This is a genomic window from Sorangium sp. So ce295 (genome assembly GCF_051527405.1).
In the GTDB taxonomy this organism is placed as follows: domain Bacteria; phylum Myxococcota_A; class Polyangia; order Polyangiales; family Polyangiaceae; genus Sorangium; species Sorangium cellulosum_B.
This window is the reverse complement of record NZ_CP150324.1, coordinates 2191255-2212287: the sequence shown is the minus strand read 5'-3', so window position 1 is coordinate 2212287 and position 21033 is coordinate 2191255. Positions and strand designations below refer to the sequence as shown.

The 21033-nt window shown below is 71.5% G+C and carries 9 protein-coding genes; 7 read left to right on the top strand and 2 right to left on the bottom strand.

What is annotated here, in order from left to right:
* Positions 1 to 32: 32 nt before the first annotated feature.
* The 5 genes from WMF11_RS08460 to WMF11_RS08440 all read left to right on the top strand — a co-directional run bounded on the left by WMF11_RS08460 (position 33) and on the right by WMF11_RS08440 (position 9394).
* Positions 33 to 1838: an OmpA family protein gene (locus tag WMF11_RS08460; protein ID WP_437977094.1), complete on the top strand. Its 1806-nt coding sequence runs from the start codon at positions 33 to 35 to the stop codon at positions 1836 to 1838.
* Between the two features lie 24 nt (positions 1839 to 1862).
* A complete protein-coding gene (locus tag WMF11_RS08455; RefSeq protein ID WP_437977093.1) occupies positions 1863 to 3650 on the top strand; it encodes an adenylate/guanylate cyclase domain-containing protein in 1788 nt (595 codons plus the stop codon).
* 757 nt (positions 3651 to 4407) lie between these two features.
* Positions 4408 to 6138 carry a DUF1592 domain-containing protein gene (locus WMF11_RS08450; RefSeq protein ID WP_437977092.1) on the top strand — a complete coding sequence of 577 codons (1731 nt, stop codon included), beginning with the start codon at positions 4408 to 4410 and terminating at the stop codon, positions 6136 to 6138.
* A gap of 15 nt (positions 6139 to 6153) precedes the next feature.
* Positions 6154 to 7530, top strand: coding sequence for a DUF1552 domain-containing protein (locus tag WMF11_RS08445; protein ID WP_437977091.1), 1377 nt, complete (start codon positions 6154 to 6156; stop codon positions 7528 to 7530).
* 52 nt (positions 7531 to 7582) lie between these two features.
* Positions 7583 to 9394: a glycoside hydrolase family 44 protein gene (locus WMF11_RS08440; protein ID WP_437977090.1), complete on the top strand. Its 1812-nt coding sequence runs from the start codon at positions 7583 to 7585 to the stop codon at positions 9392 to 9394.
* 117 nt (positions 9395 to 9511) lie between these two features.
* On the opposite strand, the gene WMF11_RS08435 is transcribed toward WMF11_RS08440, so the two are convergent.
* Positions 9512 to 11053, bottom strand: a complete 1542-nt coding sequence (locus WMF11_RS08435; RefSeq protein ID WP_437977089.1) for an amidase — start codon at positions 11051 to 11053, stop codon at positions 9512 to 9514.
* Between the two features lie 606 nt (positions 11054 to 11659).
* Between WMF11_RS08435 and WMF11_RS08430 the strand changes: the two genes are divergently transcribed.
* Complete coding sequence (locus tag WMF11_RS08430; RefSeq protein WP_437977088.1) at positions 11660 to 12961, top strand: cation:proton antiporter; 1302 nt, start codon at positions 11660 to 11662, stop codon at positions 12959 to 12961.
* A gap of 68 nt (positions 12962 to 13029) precedes the next feature.
* Here WMF11_RS08430 and WMF11_RS08425 read toward each other — a convergent pair whose 3' ends face one another.
* The gene (locus WMF11_RS08425) at positions 13030 to 14307 is read right to left on the bottom strand and encodes a serine hydrolase domain-containing protein (RefSeq protein ID WP_437977087.1); all 1278 of its coding nucleotides are present in this window, start codon (positions 14305 to 14307) and stop codon (positions 13030 to 13032) included.
* A 683-nt stretch (positions 14308 to 14990) separates the two neighbouring features.
* On the opposite strand from WMF11_RS08425, the gene WMF11_RS08420 reads away from it, so the two are divergent.
* The gene (locus tag WMF11_RS08420; RefSeq protein ID WP_437977086.1) at positions 14991 to 20921 is read left to right on the top strand and encodes a PAS domain-containing protein; all 5931 of its coding nucleotides are present in this window, start codon (positions 14991 to 14993) and stop codon (positions 20919 to 20921) included.
* The last annotated feature ends 112 nt before the right edge of the window (positions 20922 to 21033 follow it).

The window sequence follows — 21033 nt, the reverse complement described above, 5'->3', positions numbered from 1 at the left end:
AAGGGACCAGGCAATAGGATACGAGCAGACCGATGGCGTATTGGTCGGCGCGCGTCATCGCGCCCCTCCTGGCCTCCCCGCTGCTCTTCGCGGCGGCCACGGCTTCCATGCCGGCCGCAGCGCAGGAGGCCACAGCGCTCGACAGGCTCGCTCCCGCGCCCGCGGGCGACGGGCTATCCACTGTCCCTTCTGCCGGCGTATCGGGGGAGCTCCGGCCCGCGGTCGGACTTCTGTTCTCCTATGCTCATCAACCCCTCAGCCTGCGCGGGACTGCGCCTGCCGGGTCGGTAACGTGGGTGGGCCGGCAGGCGATCCTCCACGCGCTCGCGAGCGTCGAGCTCCTGCGCCGGATCAAGCTCGATCTCGACGCGCCGCTCGTGCTGGACCAGGGCGGCGCGTCCGGCGCGCTCGGGACCATCCGCGTCACGGCGCCCGCCGGCGGCGCCACGCTCGGCGATCTCCAGGCGGGCGGGAGGGTGACGCTCCTGCCCCAGGAGGGCCTCCGGCCGGCGGCGGCGCTCGGGCTCTCCGTCTGGCTGCCGACGGGAGACGAGGCGGCGTTCGCCGGCGCGGGCGCCGTGCGCTACGCGCCGCGGTTGATCGTCGGGGCCGAGCACCCGGGCTTCCGCTGGTCGGCCTCGGCGGGGGGCCGGTTCCAGAGGGCCTCTGCGGACAGCCTGACGGGCAGCGAGGTCCTCTTCACGGCGGGCGCGGGCGTGCGCAAAGGCCCGCTGCAGCTCGGGTCGGAGCTCTCCGTCTGGGCCGCCGCCGGCGAGGGCTCGGCGCTCCAGGTCCCGGGCCGCGCGGGCGGCGAGCTCCTGCTCACCGCGCGCTGGTCGCTCGGCCCCCTCACGCTCGACGCGGGCGCGGGCCCTGGCTTCGGGCGGCTTCCCGGCACACCGAAGGCGCGCTTCTTCGCGGGGATAGCCATCGCCGCGGACGTCGTTCCGTCGGCGCCCCCTGCCGCCGCCCCCTCGGCCGTCGCCGGCGCGCCCGCCGGGACGAAGGGCGCTCGCGGCGCGACGCCGGCCGCGCCTCCGGCCGCCGACTTCGACGGGGATTCGGTCCCCGACGCGGAGGACGCCTGCCCCCGGGTCATCGGCGAGGCGCGCCCGCCCGCGGCGGCGGCGGGCGCCCGACCGGCGTTCCGCCGCGGTTGCCCGCCGGACCGGGACGACGACGGGATCTACGATGTCGACGATCGCTGCCCGGACGTGCCGGGGGTCAGCAGCGCGGCCGCCGACGCGGGACCGGGCGGCGCGGGGTCCGGGGTCACGGCCGAGGCCGCCGCAAACGCCGGGTCCCAGCCTGCGTCGAAGCACGGGTGCCCCGCGGACACGGACGGCGACGGCATCCCCAACGCCGCGGACGCCTGCCCCTACGAGCGCGGCAAGCCGAGCGAGGATCGCGCGACGCACGGCTGCCCGTTCGCTGTGCGCATCGAGGGCTCGCAGATCGTGATCCTGCAGCAGGTCCAGTTCCGGACGGGCCGGGCCGAGATCGAGCCGGAGAGCTTCGAGCTGCTCTCCGAGGTCGCGGCCGTCCTCGAGGAGCACCCCGAGATCGCCCGGGTCGCGGTCGACGGCCACACGGACAACCAGGGCGCCGCCCAGGCGAACCTGAGCCTCTCGCAGCGCCGCGCGCTCGCCGTCGTCGCGTGGCTGACCGCGCACGGCATCGACGCCCGCCGCCTCGAAGCGCGCGGCTTCGGCGCGCGCCGCCCCCTCGCCGACAACCGCACCCGGGACGGCCGGGCCAAGAACCGCAGGGTGGAGTTCCAGATCCGCAAGCGCACCGACGAGGGCGCGGCCGGCTGGAAGGACGGCCCTCTTGAGTGACGTATCGCCCGCGGAGGCCTCCACGTGAGGGAATTCTCGCTCAAGACGAAGGCGATCGCGCTCTTCACGGCGATGGGCCTCGTCCCGGTCGCCGTCGCCGTGACGCTCCTCATCGACGTGAACCGGCGCGCCGTGCGGACCTCCGAGGAGAGACTGCAGACGGCGATCCTCTCCGAGGTGGCCTCGGCCTCGATCCAGCTCGTCCGCGACGTCGAGAGCGATGCCGTCGCGGCGGCGGCCATCTTCGGCCACGCCGCGGGCGGCGCCATCCGGGACGAGGACGCTGTCGCGTCGGTGCGCGCCCTCGTCGCGACGCGCGGGCTCGTCGACGCGGTGCGGCTCGAGGTGCCCGACGCGGGGATCAGCACCGTGATCCGCAAGGCGTCGTCCGACGCCGACGTCCCCGCCGCGCCGGCAGCGCTGCGAAAGCTCGCGGACGAGCGCGGCGTCGGCTTCGGCGTGATCGGGCCGGCCCGCGGCCTCCTCGTCGCCCGCGTGCGGCCCGCCGGCGACGCGGGCGCCGGGGCCGCGGCGCCGCCTCCTCCGGGCGGCCCGGCAGGCTACGTGGTCGCCGAGGTGCCGCTCGACATGCTCGGGCTCAACCTCGAGGTGATCGCCGGGCGCCGCCTCGGGAGCCGCGCGGTGCGCCTGCTCATCGCGGGCCACGACCGCCAGGCGATCGCGGCGCTCGGGGTGCCGGGCGTCGCGCCGGGCAGCGACGTCTCGTCCTTGCCGATCTGGCGCAACCTCCCCTCGGGCGCGGGGTTGAACGACAGGATCGGCGTGCTCGCCCCGCACGACGAGGGCGGCCAGCGGATGATCGGCGCCATCGAGACGGTGCCCGACCTCGGATGGGCGGTCGCGATCTGGCGCCCCGAGCCGGAGGCCTTCGCCGCGCTCGACGAGATGCGGCGCCGCGGCGTCGCCGTCGCCGCGGGCGCGCTCGTCCTCGCGCTCGCCCTCGCGCTCGTCACCGCCCGCCACGTGACGCGCCCCATCCTCCACCTCGTCGCGCAGGCGCGGCTCATCGGCGCCCGGCGCTGGCGCGAGATCGCGCTCGGCGACGCGCTCCGGGGGCGGCGCGACGAGATCGGCGAGCTCACGACCTCCCTCGGCCGCATGGCCCAGGACCTCGAGCAGGGCGAGGCGGACATCGCCCGGGAAGCGAAGCTCCGCGGCGATCTCGGCCGGTTCATGGACAAGGCGGTCGTCGACGCGATCGTGCGGGGCGAGCACCCGCTCGCCCTCGGCGGCAAGCGGGCGGCCGTGTCGGTGCTCTTCGCCGACGTCGTCGGCTTCACGCCGCTCGCCGAGTCGCGCGACGCCGAGCGGATGGTCGCCCTCCTCAACGAGCTCTTCTCGATGCTCACCGAGATCGTGTTCCGGCACGGGGGCACGGTCGACAAGTTCATCGGCGATTGCGTCATGGCCGTCTGGGGCGCCCCGATCGCGCAGGAGGATCACGCGCGGCGCGCGCTCGCGGCCGCGGAGGACATGATGCGCTTCCTCGAGACGGCGAACGAGGAGTGGCGCGAGCGGTACGACGTCGAGGTCCGCCTCGGCGTGGGCGTGAACTCCGGAGAGGCCATCGTCGGCAACATCGGCTCTGACAAGCGGATGGAGTACACGGTGATAGGCGACGTGGTGAACGTGGCCTCGCGGCTCGAGGCGATCGCGGCGCCGAACCAGGTGCTGGTCTCCGCGGCGACGAGGGACCTCGCCGGCGACGCCTTCCCGCTGCGCGCGCTGGGCGAGCGCAACCTCACGGGGCGAAAGACGACCACGGCCGTGTACGCGCTCGATCCGGACTGAAGCGCGCCCGCGCGCGCGCCCATCAACGCGTGGTGGTGAGTTCCCCCGCCCTGCCGAAGGAACGGCCCTGCCAGGGCGCCCCAGGACGCCGAGATTTCTGTCGGTGTCTCATGACGTCTTGGCGGCTCAAGAAGCCCCGCCTTCAGCCAAAGTACCGATCCATCGGTGTTCACCAAGCTCGTTCGGCCGCGCGAAGGGCCCTGAACGCGCTTGGTTGACGCCGATGCCCCCTCGGTCGAGCGCGCCGGCGGAGGGGATATTGCTCCTCCGGACACCCGAACGACGTGCACATCCCATTCAGGTCAGAGCAAAAAGATACCGTTTCGCCAATTTGTGAACGATCACAACCCCGGCGCAGGCGCACCTCGCGCGATCGCGGCGGCCGGCGCCCGCCCTCTTGACGCAGCGATCCGATCCGGAGGAGCTCGCCAGCCCTGCCCTCCCCTCGCCTCACGGAGTTGCGCGGGCCGGTCGATTGGCGTTGACCTCGGCCATGTGATCGTTCACATTTGGATCAAGGGGTATCCTTTTGCTTCGCGCATGAGCGGGTCGCCCTGTGCGCCGCCCCCTTCGTCATCCAATCGAGTCCTTGTCGATTCCAGAGCTCCGTTCGCCCGACCGCCGCGAGAGCGATGGCCGAGCGATGGTGCTTGGTGTTCTTACCGAGGGTGAGCCGCCGGAGGACACCACGGACCTCGTCGATTCGACGGGGGTCGATCAATCCTCGGTATGGTCCGTCGCATCATCGGAGAGCAAGATGAAGAAGCCGTCCTGGCACGAGCTCCGTTTCTCAAGAGAAGCCGCCTGCGTTTGCGCGCTCGCCTTCGCGGCCGCGTGCACTGGCGCGCTGGGTGACAACACGACGGAGGGCGCCGGGTCATCCTCTGTCGGCGGCGACGGAACACCGACGGACTCGGGTGTCGGCGGCGACGGCGACGGCTCACCGGCGGGCTCGGAGCCGCCGCAGTTCCAACCCGCGGCCGGGATGCTGCGCCGTTTGACGAGAACGCAATTTCGCAACGCCGTGCGCGACGTCTTCGGCGTGGACGTCAATCTCAATGACCTCGACGCCGACAGCTGGAACGGGAACTTTGCGGTCATCGGCGCCGCGACCGTCGTGACCTCGGAGCGAGGCGTCGAGCAGTACCACGCGGCCATCGAGGGCGCCGTCGACGCGGTGTTCGCGGATCCCGCGAGGCGAGGCCAGTTCATCGGCTGCACGCCCAGCGGCGCGGAGAACGACGCGTGCGTGCGCGGCTTCATCGAGGCGCTGGGGCTCCGTGCGTGGCGCCGCCCGCTCGAGGCCGCCGAGGTCGACCGGCTCGCGGCCGTCGCGACGAAGGCCGCGAGCGAGCTCGAGAGCGCCGTCGAGGGGGCCCGCTGGGCGACGGTGGCCCTCTTCACGTCTCCGAACTTCCTGTATCGCCCGGAGCTCGGCGCTCCGAGCGCCGACGGCTCGCTTCGCTTGACGGGCTACGAGATGGCGTCCCGGCTCGCGTTCTTGTTGTGGAACAGCCTGCCAGACCAGGAGCTGCTCGACCAGGCCGCGAGCGGGGGGCTCGCAACGGTGGAGGGGCTCCGCGCCGCGGCGACGCGGCTGCTCGAGGCGCCTGCCGGGCGCGAGGCGGTCGGGGCCTTCGCCGAGGAGTACATGCGGCTCGATCGGCTCGGCACGCAGGCAAAAGACACGGGGCTCTTTCCGGAGTACAGCCCCGCGCTGCAAGCGGCGATGGTCCGCGACATGCGGGGCACGTGGGAGGCGCTCGCGTTCGACGATCAAGCGAGCGCGCTCGACCTGTTCTCGACGACGAAGGTCGTCGTCAACACCGAGCTCGCCCAGCTCTATGGTCTCGACACGGCCGGCCTCGGCTCGGGCGCCTTCGAGGTCCGCTCGTTGCCCGCGGACGGCCCGCGCGTCGGCATCCTCAGCAAAGCGGGCTTCCTCTCGCAGTTCGCGAACCAGAAGGAGGGCTCTCCCACGTTGCGCGGCAAGTTCATGCGTGACGCCCTCATGTGCACGCCCATCCCGCCGCCCCCCGGCGACGTCGCCCTCGAGCTCCCGGAGCCGCCCGCGGACAGGCCCCTCACGAAGCGTCAGCGCCTCGAGATCCACCGGACCGAGCCCGCCTGCGCCGGCTGCCACTCGTACATGGACCCGCTGGGCCTGCCGCTCGAGACGTTCGACGCGATCGGCCGCTTCCGCACGACCGACCACGGCCTGCCGATCGACCCGAGCGGCGAGTTCGACGGGGTGCCGGTCGCCGACGCGCGCGCGCTCGGCGTGACCCTCAGCTCGGACGCCTCGGTCGCGGAGTGCCTCGTCCGCAAGTACTACACGTATGCAGCGGGTCACGAGGAGAGAAAGGTGGACAAGCGCGTGCTGAACGCGCTGACCGCCTCGTTCGAAGGGTCGGGGTACAGGCTGCGCGAGCTGGTCCTCGACGTCGTGACCAACGATGCTTTCTCGTCCGTCGCCCCCCAACCCTGATCGCAGGTACCCCCCATGACGAACAAAGTGTTGAGCCGACGAACTGTTCTCCGGGGCATGCTGGCGACGGGCGCCGCCGTCACCATCCCGCTCCCCTTGCTGGAGATCATGCTGAACGAGAGCGGCACGGCGCACGCTCAGACGAAGACGCCGGTGTCGCCGCTCTACGTCACGTGGTTCTTCGGGAACGGCACGCTGCCCGGTCGCTGGAAGCCGACGCGCACGGGCTCCGGTCAGGCCTGGGAGCTCAGCCCCGAGCTCCAGCCGCTCGCGGACCTCAAGTCGTACCTCACGGTGATCAGCGGCCTCGAGAACAAGCTCGTGGTCTCCGGCGTCGAGCACCCCACGGGGTCGGCGGGGGCCACGACGGGCGCGCCGCTCAGCGGGAACGCCGTGCGGGCCCCGTCCATCGATCAGGTCGTCGCGAACGCCATCTCGGAGGGGGCGCCGTACCGCTCTCTCGAGGTGGGGGTGACGCCGGCGACGCCGAACGGCCCTCAGGACTCGCTGCACACGGTCTCGCACAGGGGGCCAAACGCGCGCAACAACGCGGAGTTCGATCCGAAGGCCGTGTTCAATCGATTGTTCATGAGCGGCTTGCCCGAGCCCAGCGATGACGGCGCGGATCGGGCCGCGAAGCTCGCGAACGTCCGGAAGAGCGTGCTCGACTCCGTCCAGCAGGACGGCGCGAGCCTGAAGCAGCGCCTCGGGGCGGCCGACAGGCATCGTATCGAGGAGCACCTCGAGTCGATCCGGGCCATCGAGCAGCGCCTCGATACGATGTCGTCCGGCGGCGGCACGACGTCGGCGTGCAAGAGTCCGACGGCCCCCACCGCCGGCAAGGACTCGAAGAGCGAGGCGCCCCCTGCGGTGAACACCGCCATGGTCGAGCTCTCGGCGCTCGCGCTCGCCTGCGAGAGGACCCGCGTGCTCTCGTTCATGTTCTCGCTGCCCGCCGCGCACGTCTACTATCGGCACCTCGCGCAGGACATGAACGACGACTTCCACGACACCATCTGCCACGGAGATGCCGGGGATCAATCGAGTCAGCCTCGCGTCGACAAGGGCGTGATGTACACGATGCGCTGCCTGAGCGAGTTCTTGACGAAGCTCAAGAACACGCCGCACGGCAGCTCGAACCTGCTCGACAGCTCGCTCGTGTACGTCACGTCCGACACCGCGTGGGGCAAGGTGCACACGAGGACGGAATGGCCGGTGCTCTTCGCCGGGAAGGCCGGAGGGCGGCTGCGCGGCGACGAGCACCGCAACTTCCCCGGCGACAACCTGAGCAAGGCGCTCCTGACGGTCGCTCAGGTCATGGGCGTGAACGTGACGGAGTTCGGCGCCGACGCGGGGCGGGTCACGTCGCCGCTCGCGGGCATCCAGGTCTAAGCGCGCCAGCACGCGCCGCGATCCCGCGGAGGGATGGAATACAATGCATCGCATGCTTTCTCGACATGCTCCCTTCTTGAACGCCACGCTGGTCCTCCTCGCATCTGCCGCCTTCCTCGCCTGCGGCGACGACGCCGACACCTCCTCTGCTGGCAGCGGCGGCGCGGGCGCTTCGGGCGGCGGCGCGGGCGCTTCGGGCGGCGGCGCGGGCGCTTCGGGGGGCGGCACCAGCACGGCCAGCGGCGGCGCCGGCGCTGCTGGCGGCGGCACCGGCACGGCCAGCAGCGGTCAGGGCGGGTCCGGCGGCCATCCTCCCGCGGACCTCGTCGAGCCCGGCGATCCCGGGCCAGGTGATGTCACCTTCACCGTGCGCGCCGATCGGGATGTGCGCCCCATCAGCCGGCTCATCTACGGCGCCAACTGGGCCGAAGACCTGGACGGCGAGCAGCGCGGCACCACCGTCGTGCGCATGGGCGGCAACCGCATGACGGCGTACAACTGGGAGAACAACGCCTCCAACGCCGGCTCGGACTACATGTACCAGAACGACGGGTACCTCGCCGGGAACAGCCCGAACGGCGATGTCCCCGGGGCGGCGGTGCGCATGCACGCCGAGGGCGCGCTGGCGCACGGCGCCGCCTTCATCGCGACCATCCCCATCTGCGGATATGTCGCGGCGGACAAGGACGGCGGCGGCGACGTCAATCAGACCCGGAATTACCTCGAGACCCGCTTTCACCCGACGATCGCGCGCAAGGGTTCTCCCTTCTCCTCGTCGCCCAATCTCAACGACAACGCCGTGTACCAGGACGAGTTCGTCGCCTGGATGAAGCAGGCCTTCCCCGACGCCTTCGAAGGCGACGTCGCGAGCGTGCTGTTCTCGCTCGACAACGAGCCCGACCTCTGGAATCACACCCACGAGCGCATCCACCCGGAGCCGGTGCGCTACGCCGAGCTCGTCGACAAGAACATCGAGTTCGCTTCCGCGATCAAGGACGTCGCGCCGAACGCGCTCGTCACCGGCTTCGTCTCCTACGGGTATTCGGGCTATGTCAGCCTCCAGGACGCGCCCGACGCGGACGGCAACTTCATCGAGCACTGGCTCGACGCCATGAAGGCCGCCGAGATGAGCGAGGGGCGCCGCCTGGTCGACGTGCTCGACCTGCACTGGTACACGGAGATCTACGCGAACGGCGAGCGCCTCACGGGCTCCGACGCCTCCCCCGCGTCGGTCGAGGCCCGCGTCCAGGCGCCGCGCTCGCTCTGGGACCCGACCTTCGTCGAGGACAGCTGGATCGCGAACGACGTCGTGCGCGGCCCCATCAAGCTCATCCCCTGGCTCCAGGGCCTCATCGACGCCCATTACCCGGGCACCGCCCTCGGCATCACCGAGTACAATTACGGCGGCGGCAACCACATCTCCGGCGCGATCGCGCAGGCCGACGCCCTCGGCGTCTTCGGCCGCGAGGGCGTGTTCCTCGCGACGATCTGGGATCCCGGCGAAGAGGTCTCGATGCTCCGGGCCGGCGTGCGCGCCTTCACGAGCTACGACGGGCAGGGCGCGCGCTTCGGCGATACGTCCGTCCGCGCCGAGACGAGCGATGTCGCCAAGGCCACCGTGTACGCGAGCATCGACGAGGCCGATCCGAGCCGAATGGTCCTCGTCGCCATCAACAAGACCGCGGCCCCGCTCACGGCCGCGGTGACCCTCGCCGCCCACGAGAGCTACACGGCCATCGACGCGTGGCAACTCACGTCCACCAAGGCCGATCTCGTGCGTGCCGATCCGATCGCGCCGCGCGCCACGAACGCCTTCGCCTACGCGATGCCGGCCCACAGCGTGTCGGTGCTGGTCCCCCGATAGCCGCGTCCCCCTCGTCCGGAGCGTCGTCCAGACAAGCCTGCGGAAGCCCGACACGGGTTGGGCCAGAGCCCGCGAAGGCCACCCCGGCCCGCCACGGCAGCGTGGACCGCGCTCCCGTCAGATCGCCGGCGCTCTGTAGCCGCCGAGCTCCCGCTCGATGTGAGCGGCCAGGGCGAGGACGACATCCTCGCGGAAGGGGCGGCCGATGATCTGGACGCCGACCGGCGTTCCTCGCGACGAGGTGCCCGCGCGCACGACGACCGCCGGCCACCCTGTCATGTTGTAAGCGAACGAGTAGCTGAACCCTGCGTAGACCCCGTGCTCGACCCACGCATCGTGGGGCAGCGCCTCGAGGACACACGGCGGGCAGACGATGGCGTCGACATCCTTCATGAAGCCGAGCATCCGCCCCCGCCACGCGTCCAGGCGCTCGACCGCCGCGGTCAGCTCACCGCTCGACAGCGGCTCGCTTACGAGCGAGGCCGCCACCTCGGCGCCGGGATCCGTGGTCCCGGCCAGGTCGAGGAGCCGCCTTAACCAGGCGCCGCCGTCCGCCCGGAAGATATCCGCGTCGATCGTGAGCACGTCGCTCAGCGCGTCGGGCTTCTTCGACTCCACCCGCGCGCCGCCCGCCTCCAGCGCCGCCGCCGCGTCCACCACCGCCTGGCGCACCGCCGCGTCCGGCGCCGCGATCCCGTTGTCTGTGTGCATCGCGATCCGCAGCTCCCTGAGCTGCACGTGCTTCGGGTCGCCGAGCGGCGCCGGGATCAGCGCCGCGTCGCGCCAGTCGGGCCCCGCCAGGACGCTGAAGAGCAGCCAGAGATCGTCGACCGAGCGGGCCATCGGCCCGAGCACGGTGAACGATTGGAGCAGCCCCTCCGCCGGGACGATATGGCCCGTCCGCGAGATGCGGCCGGCGGTCGGCTTGAGCCCGGCGATCCCGCAAAAATGCGACGGGACGCGGATGCTCCCGCCGGTGTCGCTCCCCACGTCGAACGGCGAGCCGCCCGCGGCCACGATGGCGCCCGCCCCCCCGCTGGAGCCGCCCGGCGACAGGTCGAGGCCATACGGATTGCTGGTGCGCCCATATACTGCGTTGTTCGTCTCGTAAGACCACGTCATCTCGGGCGTATTGCTCTTGCCCAGCAGGATCGCCCCCGCTTCCTTGAGGCGCCGGACCACGGTGGCGTCCTCCACCGGAACGAAATTGGTTCGCCCGCTCGTCCCGCCGGTCGTCACGACGCCCGCGGTATCGATCGAATCCTTGATCGTCATCGGCACGCCGTGCAGCGGGCCGAGCGGCTTGCCTCTCGCCAGGGCCTTGTCCGCCGCCCGCGCCTCGGCTCTCGCCTCGTCGGCGCGGAGCTTCACGACGGCGTTCAGGCGCGGATTGATCTTTGCGATGCGCGCCAGGTGCGCCTCCACGACCTCGAGCGACGACACCCGCTTCCGGCGGATGAGATCCGCCAGCTGCCCCCCCGTCGCCCGCGTGAGCTCCGACCGCGCCTCCGCTGTAGGCGCATCGATCGGCGTCATCCCATCGCACGCGCCCGACAGGGCCGCCACCCCCCCGGCGAACGCCCGCAAGAAGAAGCGGCGCGAGATCTCCCCTGGTTGCGCGGCAGCGCCCGGGTCATTGACGTTTGCTGATTCGCTCATGCTCTCCTCCCCACGGGAGCGTCGTGAGCCAGTGTCGTACTGCTCGCGAGACGCACACCGCGATTCTTCAGGTCCAGATGATTCCTTTACAGGAAACGAGCTATTGCACAGCAGGATACCGGCAATAGCGAAGGGGCCGCCGTCGCCCCGCGGCCCACGGCCCATGCCCATCTACGGCGCTCACCGCGCGCGGTTGCGGCGCCGACCACAGATTCGACCGGAAGCGCGAAGGGCGCCGCAGGCGCCGACGAGGCGCACGTCGCATCACCAGGCTGGAGGCGAAGCTGCCGCAGACACACGCACATCTCGCCGCTCGGTAGGACGGTGTACAGCGTCCACGCGAGGTCCACACACGTCGTCAGACGTCCGGGAAGGACGAGGCGCGCTCACCGACGGACGAATACGTGGTGAGCGCCCTGCGCGTCGGTAAACCAAGCCGGATCGCCGCGCGAAGGAGCAGCACGGCGCAGGCCCCGCAATCGAGGCTTGACATTTTGAGTCGGCTTGGATTTTCTTCCCTCGAGAAAACTTTGACGTGCAACTTTTTATCCAGACGTCGCCGCGCCTCGCCCGCGCCGGCGCGCGTCCGTCTGTAAGCCTGGAAGCATGGATCTATTCCAAGTCTCGGCAGCGCTGCTCTCGCTCGCTGCGATCTTCAGCTTCTTCAACCATCGGCTCCTCAAGCTGCCGACCACGATCGGGTTGATGCTGATCGCGATGGCGACGTCCCTCGTCATGGTGGCCATCGGAGAGCTGTTTCCGGAGGTGGAGGCCGAGGCGAAGGAGCACCTCCATGGCATCGACTTCAACAAGACGTTGATGCAGGGGATGCTCGGTTTTCTCCTGTTCGCCGCCGCGTTGCACGTCAACCTGGCCGATCTGAAGAAGCAGCGGGTCGTCATCGGCGTCCTGGCCACCGGGGGAGTGCTCATGTCCACCGTGCTGGTGGGCGGCATGACCTACGCCCTGATGACGCTGATGGGCGTGCACATCCGGCCTGTCTACTGCTTGCTCTTCGGCGCGCTCATCTCCCCCACCGATCCCATCGCGGTGCTCGGGGTCCTCAAGCACGTGGGGGCGCCCAAGGAGCTCGAGATGAAGATAGCCGGAGAGTCGCTCTTCAACGACGGCGTGGCGGTCGTGGCGTTCATCGGGCTCCTGGAGATCGCGTCGGGGACGTCGGGCCTCGATCTGCAGCGGCTCTCGCTGCTGTTCGTCCAGGAGGCGATCGGCGGCGTGCTGTACGGCCTCGCGCTCGGCTTCGTGACGCTCGCCATGCTCCGGCAGGTCGACGACTACAAGGTAGAGGTCTTGCTCTCGCTGGCGGCCGCGGCGGGCGGCTATGCCCTGGCGTACGCGATCCATGTCTCCGGCCCCATCGCCATGGTGGTGGCCGGGCTCTTCATCGGGAACGAGGCGCGCGCCGGCGCCATGAGCGAGAAGACCCGCGAGCACCTGGACGACTTCTGGGAGCTGATGGACGAGATCCTGAACGCGGTGCTGTTCGTCTTGATCGGCCTCGAGCTCCTGATCGTCGCCTTCGACGCCCAGTCGCTGCTCGCAGGGCTCCTCGCGTTTCCGGTCGTGCTGCTCGCGCGGTTCATCGCGGTCGCGCTGCCGGTGAGCCTCATGAAGAGGCGCAGGGTCTTCACCCCGGGGGCGATCCGCATCCTCACCTGGGGCGGCCTGCGCGGCGGCGTCTCGGTGGCCCTCGCGCTCTCCATCCCCGGAAAGCTCGCGGACGGCACGCTCGTTCCGGAGCGCGAGATGGTGCTGACCATCACCTATGTCGTGGTGGTCGTCTCCATCGTGGTGCAGGGCCTGACCATCGGCCCCTTGCTGCGCCGGACGCTCGCCGCCGCCGCCGCCGTCGAGCCGGAGGAGCCGCTCCCCGTGGAAGCCGCCTGAACGACCTGGAGAAGCGGCGTTCTCCCGAGATCCTCGCCTGTCGCGGCGCCGCTCGCCCGCGACGGCGCTCAGCGGTGCACGGCGTTGATGATGCCGTCGAAGAACTCGGTGCAACCGACGTTGTCGAGCATGCGGTTCCAGCCGAGCTCGTCGAAGGGCTGCGGCAGCCCGTGGTTGGTCAGGAGGACGCCGATGATCTCGAGATCCGGATCGACCCACATGAACGTGCCGGCGCCGCCCGCCTTGCCGAAGGCGCGCGGCGACAGGCGCATGCCGCCGTTCGAGAAGCGCCGCGTCCGCATCTCCCACCCGAGGCCCTTCGGGGCGAGGAGCAGGTTGTTGATGGGCGATGTATCGGTCTCCGCCTCCGTCACGTAAGGCGTGTTGTTCTTCTTCATCTGCCGGACCAGATCGGGCCGCAGGACCTCGGCGCCGCCGTAGGCGCCGCCGTTCAAGATCATCTGGCAGAAGACGGCGACATCGAGCGCGGTGGTGAACACGCCGTCACAGCCGGCGATGCCGCCCAGCGCGAAGTCCTGCTCGTCCTGCACCTGCCCCCGCACCAGGCAGCCCCGGCGGGCGGAGTACCCCGTGGCCGCGACGCGCTCGACGAGCTCCGGGGGCGGGTTGTACATCGTGTCGCTCATGCCGAGAGGACGCCAGACGCACTCTCTCGCGATGGCGTCGAGATCTTCCCCCGCGGCGGCCTCCATCATGCGGCCGAGGAGGCGGTAGGTGAGATCGCTGTACAGGGCCGATCTGCCCGTCGCGTATTCGAGCGGCGTCTCGGCCATGATGCACCAGGCCGTCTCGACGTCCTCATCCAAGCACTGGTTGTCCAGCGGCAGACCGGACGAGTAACGGAGCATGTCGTAGACGGTGACGGCGCCCTTTCCGTTGGCGGCGAAGTCCGGCAGGTACCTGGCGACCGGCGCGTCCAGCCGAATCACGCGCTCCTGCACGAGCGCGAGGGCCGCCGCCGCCGTCGAGAGCACCTTGCTCATCGACTGGACGTCGAAGATCGTGTCGAGCGTCACCGGCTCGTCGGCGCCGGCGACCTTGCTGCCGAAGGCCCGGTGACCCACGATGACCCCGCGCCGCGCGACCAGCGCCGTGGCGCCGGGAAACAGGGCGTCGTTCACGCGGCGCTGGATCCGCGCGAAGACGTCCTCCAGCCGCTCCGAGCTCATGCTCACGTCCTCGGGCCGCCCCGTCGTGAGCGTCGTCGAGCAGGCGCCTCTCCATGGGTCCGAACCGAGCGCAGGCGCCGCGGCGGCCACCGAGGCGATCTGGGTCATCCCTTGCAAGAACATCCTGCGGTTGACCGCTCGTCGTTGATCGATCATGGCTCTTCCCAACCTTGCTTTCATCAAGAACGAATCCTTCCACGGCGTTTGCCCCCCGGAGGGCCGGAGGCGCATTCAGCGTGGGCGTCTGGCGTGAAGGCTCGCAATTTGTACGCCAGCGTGACCTGCCGTCTCCCCTTCGAGCTGCACCGCCAAAAAGAGCTGCTACCTGGCCGCTGGTTTCAGCCGAGAGGTCCGGCGCGTCCCCTTCAATGGAGTTGGCACGACTGGAATGGAAGCGCAATCGATTGCGGGATGACGCAAGCAGATGACATCCTGGACGACCGCGGACGACCGCGGACGAATGAACGCGCTGCTCCCGAGTTCCCGAGTTCCCGAGGGGCCACGGGCCCTCGTGGCCTGACGTCTCCCCCGCTGCCTCTCCCGTCGTCTCTCCCCCCATCACTCGCGCTCTCGCGCGCCAGCGGACGATACCGTGAGGGTCCCGCTCAAGGCCGAGCTCGGCGGACAGCGTCCGACGGCGCTGCGATCGACGCGGCTCGCCCTGATCGGCCGTCACGCGGCAGCCGGCGCGTCGAGCCGATCATCGGACGCCTGGACCGCCGCGGCGAAGACCGCTCACCGCTGGTATCGATCCTGCCTGTCGATCGACAGCGCAGCGCAGGCGCTTTCGAGCGCAGCCGCGCCCTGGAGAGGTGCGTAACGCCCAGCACGCCAGAGCCATGCAGACAGCGACCGAATACCTCGCGGAGGCCGTGCTGGACGAAGGACCAGATTTCGCGCTCTACCGGGCGCGCGAGCCGGCGGGGCGGAGCGTCCTCGTCAAGGCCCTGAAGGTCGCTCACCCCTCGACGGCCGAGTACGAGGCGCTGCGGCGCGAGCTGGAGGCGACCCGGCTGGTCGGCTGCGACGTGGCCATGGAGGCGGCGCGGATCTGCACGTTCCATGGCCAGCCCGCGCTCGTGCTCCACGACGACGGAGCGACGCCGCTCGCCCGCCTCATGGGCACCCCCATGGATCTCGGCCGGTTCCTCGGGCTCTCCATCGGCATCGCCGGGGCGCTGGCGACGATCCACGGGCGGCAGATCGTCCACCTCGGCCTCACCCCGCACCGCGTGATGCTCCTGCCGGGCGACGACATCAAGCTGACCGGGTTCAGCCCCTGGTCGCTCTCGCCGGGCCGGTGTAGCCCCCGATCGGCCCGTCCGCCCCCCTGCACCTGGCCGTACCTGTCGCTCGAGCAGGGCGGGCGCCTCGGCGTGGTGATCGATCACCGGTCGGACCTCTACTCCCTCGGGGTGATCCTGTTCGAGCTCCTCACCGGACGGCTGCCGTTCTCCGCGAACGATCTGCTGGGATGGCTCTACTGCCACGCCGCGGTCGTCCCCCCGTCGCCGCTCGTGTCCGTGCCCGGGCTGCCCTCGACCGTCGGCGAGCTCGTCCTGAAGCTGCTCGCGAAGCTCCCCGAGGACAGGTACCAGAGCGCCGCCGGCCTCCAGCACGATCTCGTCCGGTGCCGGGAGGCGCTCCGGACAGATGGGCGGATCGCGCCGTTCCAGCCGGGCCTCGCCGACGTGCCGCCGCCTCTCCGGCTGGCCCCCGGGCTCTACGGCCGCGCCGGCGAGGTCGCGCGGCTGGAGAGCGCGGCGGCGCGCGTCGGGCGCGATGGCCGGACGGAGCTCGTCCTGATCTCGGGCCCGCCGGGCGTGGGCAAGACGCGCCTGGTCCATCACCTGGGCGAGTCCGTCCGCGCGCCCGCGGCGCGCTTCACCGGCAGCAGGTGCGAGGCGGCCCCGCGCCATGCCCCGTGCGAGGCGCTCCTCGCGGCGCTGGACGGCGCGCTCGTCCAGGCCCTCGAAGAGGGCGAGGCGCCGCACGCGGAGCTGCAGCGCGGCCTCGCAGCGACGCTGGGCGCGAACGCGCCGCTGCTGGCCGGCATGCTCCCGGCGCTCGCCCGGATCCTCGGCCAGCGGAGCCCGCCACCCGAGATCCCGCCTCCCGAGGCCGAGGCGCGGTTCCAGCTGGCGCTCAGCCAGCTCCTCGGCGCGCTCGCGCGGCCGGGGAAGCCGCTCATCGTCTTCCTCGACGACCTCCAGTGGACAGACGCCGAGACGCTGAAGGTCGTCGAGCGCTGGGCGACCGACCCCGGCGTCCGCGACACGCTGATCCTCGGCGCGTACCGGAGCAACGAGGTCCCCGACGCCCACGCGGTGCGCCGGATGATCCGCCGGCTCCGCGAGCAGGACGTCGCCGTGACCGAGATCGCGATCGCCCCCCTGTCCGCCGACGCCGTGACCTCGTGGGTGGCCGACTCGCTGCGCGCCCCCCGGGAGGAGGTCGCCCCGCTCGCGGCGAGCCTCCACGAGAAGACAGGGGGAAATCCGCTGTTCATCGCGCAGCTCGCGGGCACGCTGCACCAGGAAGGGCTGATCCGCTTCTCGACCACCGCCCGAGCGTTCCGGTGGGATCTCGAGAAGATCCGGGCCAAGAGGTGCTCGGACGACGTCGCCGAGATCATCGCCGCGAACCTCCGCAGCCTCGACGCGGGCACGCAGGACGCTTTGCGGCGGTTCGCCGTGTTCGGCGACGCCGCGGATCTGACGACCCTGGCGCTCCTCCTCGGCTGCCCGGAAGACGCCGTCATCGAGCGCCTGCAGGCGGCCTTCGCGCTGCGGCTCATCGTCCGGATCGACCGCGAGATCCGCTTCCTGCACGACCGCATCCATCAGGTCGCGTACGAGCTCACCCCCGCCGAGCAGCGGCCCGAGGCGCACCTCGCCGCCGCGCGCGCCCTGCTCGACGGCCTCCCGCCCGAGCGCATCGAGGCCCAGCTCTTCGAGATCGTGCGCCAGATCACCCGCGCCGCGCCGCGGATCACGTCCCCGGAGGAGCGGACGCGGGCCGCCGAGCTCAACCTGCGCGCGGGCCGGAAGGCCCAGGCCGCGACCCACCACGCCGCGGCCATCGGGTTCTTCCTGCTGGGCGCCGAGCTGCTCGCGGGCGCGCGCCGCCTCCCCGCGCGCGCCGAGCTCGCGTTCGAGCTCGACTTCGCGCTGGCCCAGTGCCGGTTCGCGACCGGCGAGCTCGCGGCCGCGGAGCGCCTCTGCGCGTCGCTGTGCGAGCGCGCCCCCGGGCGGTGCGTGGCCGCGACCGTGTACGCCCTGCTCGCCGAGATCCAGGTCGCGCAAGGCGCGATGGACGCCGCCGTCGAGAGCTGTGTCGCGGGCTTCGGCAACTGCGGGCTCCCCCTGCCGCGCCACCCGGAGGCCGCCGCGGTGGACGCCGCCGTCGCGGCGGTCCTGGGTCGCCTCGAGGGCGGCGCCCTCGCCATCGCCGCCCTCGCGGACCTGCCGCCCATGACCGACCCGCGCGCCCGGGCCGTCTGCGATCTCGCCGCCACGCTGTACCAGCCCGCTTACCACGCGAGCTGGGACGTCATGGCGGCCGCCGCCAGCGCCGCGGTGGAGCTCTCGCTGACGCACGGGAACACGAGCAGCTCCGCGGCCGCCTACGCGACCTTCGGGCTCGTCCTTGCCGAGCGGCGCGGGCGCCCCGCGGACGCGTTCGCCTTCGGCGAGGCGGGCTATCGGCTCGCCCAGCGCGAGGAGCACTCGCCCTACAGGCCCAGGGCGAGCTTCACGTTCATCGTCTTGCTCGGGTACCTGAAGATGCCTGTCCGACGCTGTCTGGAGCTCGCGCGGCGCGAGCTGGACGCGGCGCTCTCCGCCGGCAACTACCCCTTCTCGTGCTACTTCGGCCACCAGGTCATCGCGTTTCAGCTGTTCGTCGGCGACTCCCTCGACGACGTCGCCGAGGAGGCTTCGCGGCGCCTCGCGCTCGCCGAGCGCACCTGCGGGCCGGTGGACCAGGACATCTTCCGCGATCAGCTGCGGCTGCTCGCGCGGCTGCGCGACCCATCCGCGCCCGGCCGCCCTCTGGAGCGCTCCGCGGAGGAGCTCGCGCGGAGGGCGCCGATCAGGGCCTTCTATGGCCATCTCCTCGACCTGCAGGCGCGCGTGCTCCTCGGCGATCTGGGCGAGGCCGCCGGAGCGGCGGAGCGCGCGGGCGCCTTGCTGCACGCCGCGCCCCGCTTCCTCGGGGCCGCCCAGCATCACTTCTACGCCGCGCTCGCGCGCTCCGCCGGCCACGCCCGCGCGCCCCCGCCGGGCTGCCTCGAGGCCGTGCGCGCGCACCTCGCCCACCTGGCGGCGCTGGCGGACGCGTCCCCGGAGAACTTCGCACACCAGGCGGCCCTGGTCTCGGCCGAGCTCGCGCGCCTCTCGGGCGATGAGCTCGCCGCGGAGCGCGCGTACGAGCAGGCCCTCAAGGGCGCCCGCGCGGGCGGGTTCGTCGAGGTCGAGGGGCTCGCCAGCGAGCTCTGCGCGCGCTTCTACGAGCAGCGCGGGCTCGACACGGCGGCGAGCGCCTACCTCGCGCGCGCCCGCGACAGCTACGAGGCCTGGGGCGCGCGGGCGAAGGTCGGCGCCCTGCTCCAGCAGCACCCCGAGCTCGCGCGGCGGCCCGCGTCCGGGGGTGGCGACGTCAAATACCTGGATATGCTCGGCATTCTGAAGGCCTCGCAGGAGATCTCGAGCGCGCTGGTCCTGCCCCAGCTGCACGCCCGGCTCCTGCTCGTGGCCATGGAGCACGTGGGCGCGCAGCGCGGCTGCCTGCTCCTCTCGTCGCCGGAGGGCCTCGTCCTGGCGGAGGCGAGCGGCGACGGAGAGCGCGTCTTCGGCCCCACCGGCCACCTCGCGGCGCCGTCGCAGGTGCCCCTGTCGCTCTGCGCGGCCGTCGTCCGCAGCCGCAAGCCCATCGCGATCGCCGACGCGGCCGCGCCCCACCGGTTCGCCATGGATCCGTATTTCGGCGAGGCGTCGTGCCGCCGCCGCTCGGCCCTCGGCGTGCCCATCGTGCGCCAGGACGAGGCGGTGGGCCTGCTCTATCTGGAGAACAACCTGGTCCCGGGCGCCTTCTCCACGGCGGAGCTGGGCGTCCTCGATGTCCTCGCGTCGCAGGCGGCCATCTCGCTCGAGAACGCGCGCCTCTACGGCGAGCTCCAGCAGGAGAACGCGCAGCGCCGGCGCGCGGAGGCGTCCCTGCACGACAGCAGCTCGCTCCTGCAGGGCATCCTCGACAACACGCCCGCCGTCGTGTTCGTCAAGGCCCCGGACGGGCGATACCTGCTCATCAACCGCCGTTACGAGGACGTCGTTCACGTGACCCGCGAGGACATCCTCGGCAAGACCGATCACGAGCTGTTCCCGACCGAGATCGCCGACGCGGTGCGCGCCAACGACCTCGCCGCGCTGCGGGAGGACCACCCCATCGAGAGGGACGAGTACGTCGCGGCCCCCGACGGCATCCACACGTTCCTCTCCCTCAAGTTCCCGCTGCGCCATCCGGACGGGACGTCGTACGCGGTGTGCGGGATCGCGACGGACGTCACCGAGCGCAAGCGCGCCGAGGAGATGCTGCGCCACTCGCACGCGCTGCTCGAGGCCACGCTCGACTCGACGGCGGACGGCATCCTGGTCGTCGACGACGCGGGCCGCCCCGTGCGGCACAACCGCAGGTTCAGGGAGATGTGGGGGATCCCCGAGCAGGTGCTCCTCTCGCAGGACGACCGCCTGGCGCTCTGCCTCGATCAGCTCGCGGACTCCGAGCAGCTCCTCCAGCAAGCGAGGAGGACGAGGAGCGTCGACGACCCCCGCGAGGCGAGCGGCGTCGACACCCTGATGTTCGACGACGGCAGGGTCTTCGAGCGCTACTCCCAGCCTCAGCGCGTGAGCGGGCGCATCGTCGGGCGGGTCTGGAGCTTCCGCGACGTGACCACGCGCGTGCAGGCCGAGCAGCAGCGGGACCGCCTGCTCGCGGACGAGCAGCGGGCGCGCGCCCGCGCGGAGGAGGCCGTCCGCGCGCGGGACGAGTTCCTCTCCGTCGCCTCGCACGAGCTCCGGACCCCGCTGACCAGCCTGCAGCTCGCCGTCCACTCGATGGAGAAGAAGCTCTCGCGCGGCGCGGAGGGCATCGAGCGGGCGCGCGCGTCGGTCGATCTCTCGCTGCGGCAGATCAAGCGCCTCGTCGCCCTCGTCGACATGCTCCTCGACGTCTCCCGCATCCACGCGGGGCGCCTGGAGCTCGACCCGATCGAGATCGATCTCCGCGCGATCGTGGGAGAGGTCACGACGTACCTGGACGACCAGCTCGCGCGGGCGGGCTGCGCGCTCGACGTGCGCGCCGCCGGGCCGGTCGTCGGCCGCTGGGACGCGCAGCGCATCGAGCAGGTCGTGACCAACCTGCTGAGCAACGCGATCAAGTTCGGCGGGGGCAAGCCGCTCGAGCTCACCATCGCGTCGGACGGAGAGACCGCCCGGCTCTCGGTCACCGATCATGGCATCGGCATCCCCGCCGACGTGCGAGAGCAGGTCTTCGAGCGGTATCGCCGGGGCGTCTCGTCGCGCCATTACGGCGGGCTCGGGCTGGGCCTCTACATCACGCGCACCATCGTCGAGGCGCACGGAGGGCGGGTGAGCGTCGCGAGCGAGATCGGCGAGGGCTCTACCTTCTCCGTCGAGCTGCCGCTCTCGCGCGACGTCGACCCGCCCGCGAGCGCCCGGGAGCCGCGGCGGCGGCGGCAGCGGATCGAGTAGCGACGAGCGCGTTGACAGCGAGCGCGCCGGCGCTACCCTGGGCATACCGGTCAGGAACAGGATCCGTCATTCCACCGACCGACGAGTCATGACGGGCCGCGCTCGCGCCTGG

What these genes read in the sequence shown, in the direction of transcription:
- WMF11_RS08460 (WP_437977094.1), top strand. Translation starts at nt 33, where the DNA reads ATGGCGTATTGGTCGGCGCGCGTCATCGCGCCCCTCCTGGCCTCCCCG.
- WMF11_RS08450 (WP_437977092.1), top strand. Translation starts at nt 4,408, where the DNA reads ATGAAGAAGCCGTCCTGGCACGAGCTCCGTTTCTCAAGAGAAGCCGCC.
- WMF11_RS08445 (WP_437977091.1), top strand. Translation starts at nt 6,154, where the DNA reads ATGACGAACAAAGTGTTGAGCCGACGAACTGTTCTCCGGGGCATGCTG.
- WMF11_RS08440 (WP_437977090.1), top strand. Translation starts at nt 7,583, where the DNA reads ATGCTTTCTCGACATGCTCCCTTCTTGAACGCCACGCTGGTCCTCCTC.
- WMF11_RS08435 (WP_437977089.1), bottom strand. Translation starts at nt 11,053, where the DNA reads ATGAGCGAATCAGCAAACGTCAATGACCCGGGCGCTGCCGCGCAACCA.
- WMF11_RS08430 (WP_437977088.1), top strand. Translation starts at nt 11,660, where the DNA reads ATGGATCTATTCCAAGTCTCGGCAGCGCTGCTCTCGCTCGCTGCGATC.
- WMF11_RS08425 (WP_437977087.1), bottom strand. Translation starts at nt 14,307, where the DNA reads ATGATCGATCAACGACGAGCGGTCAACCGCAGGATGTTCTTGCAAGGG.
- WMF11_RS08420 (WP_437977086.1), top strand. Translation starts at nt 14,991, where the DNA reads ATGCAGACAGCGACCGAATACCTCGCGGAGGCCGTGCTGGACGAAGGA.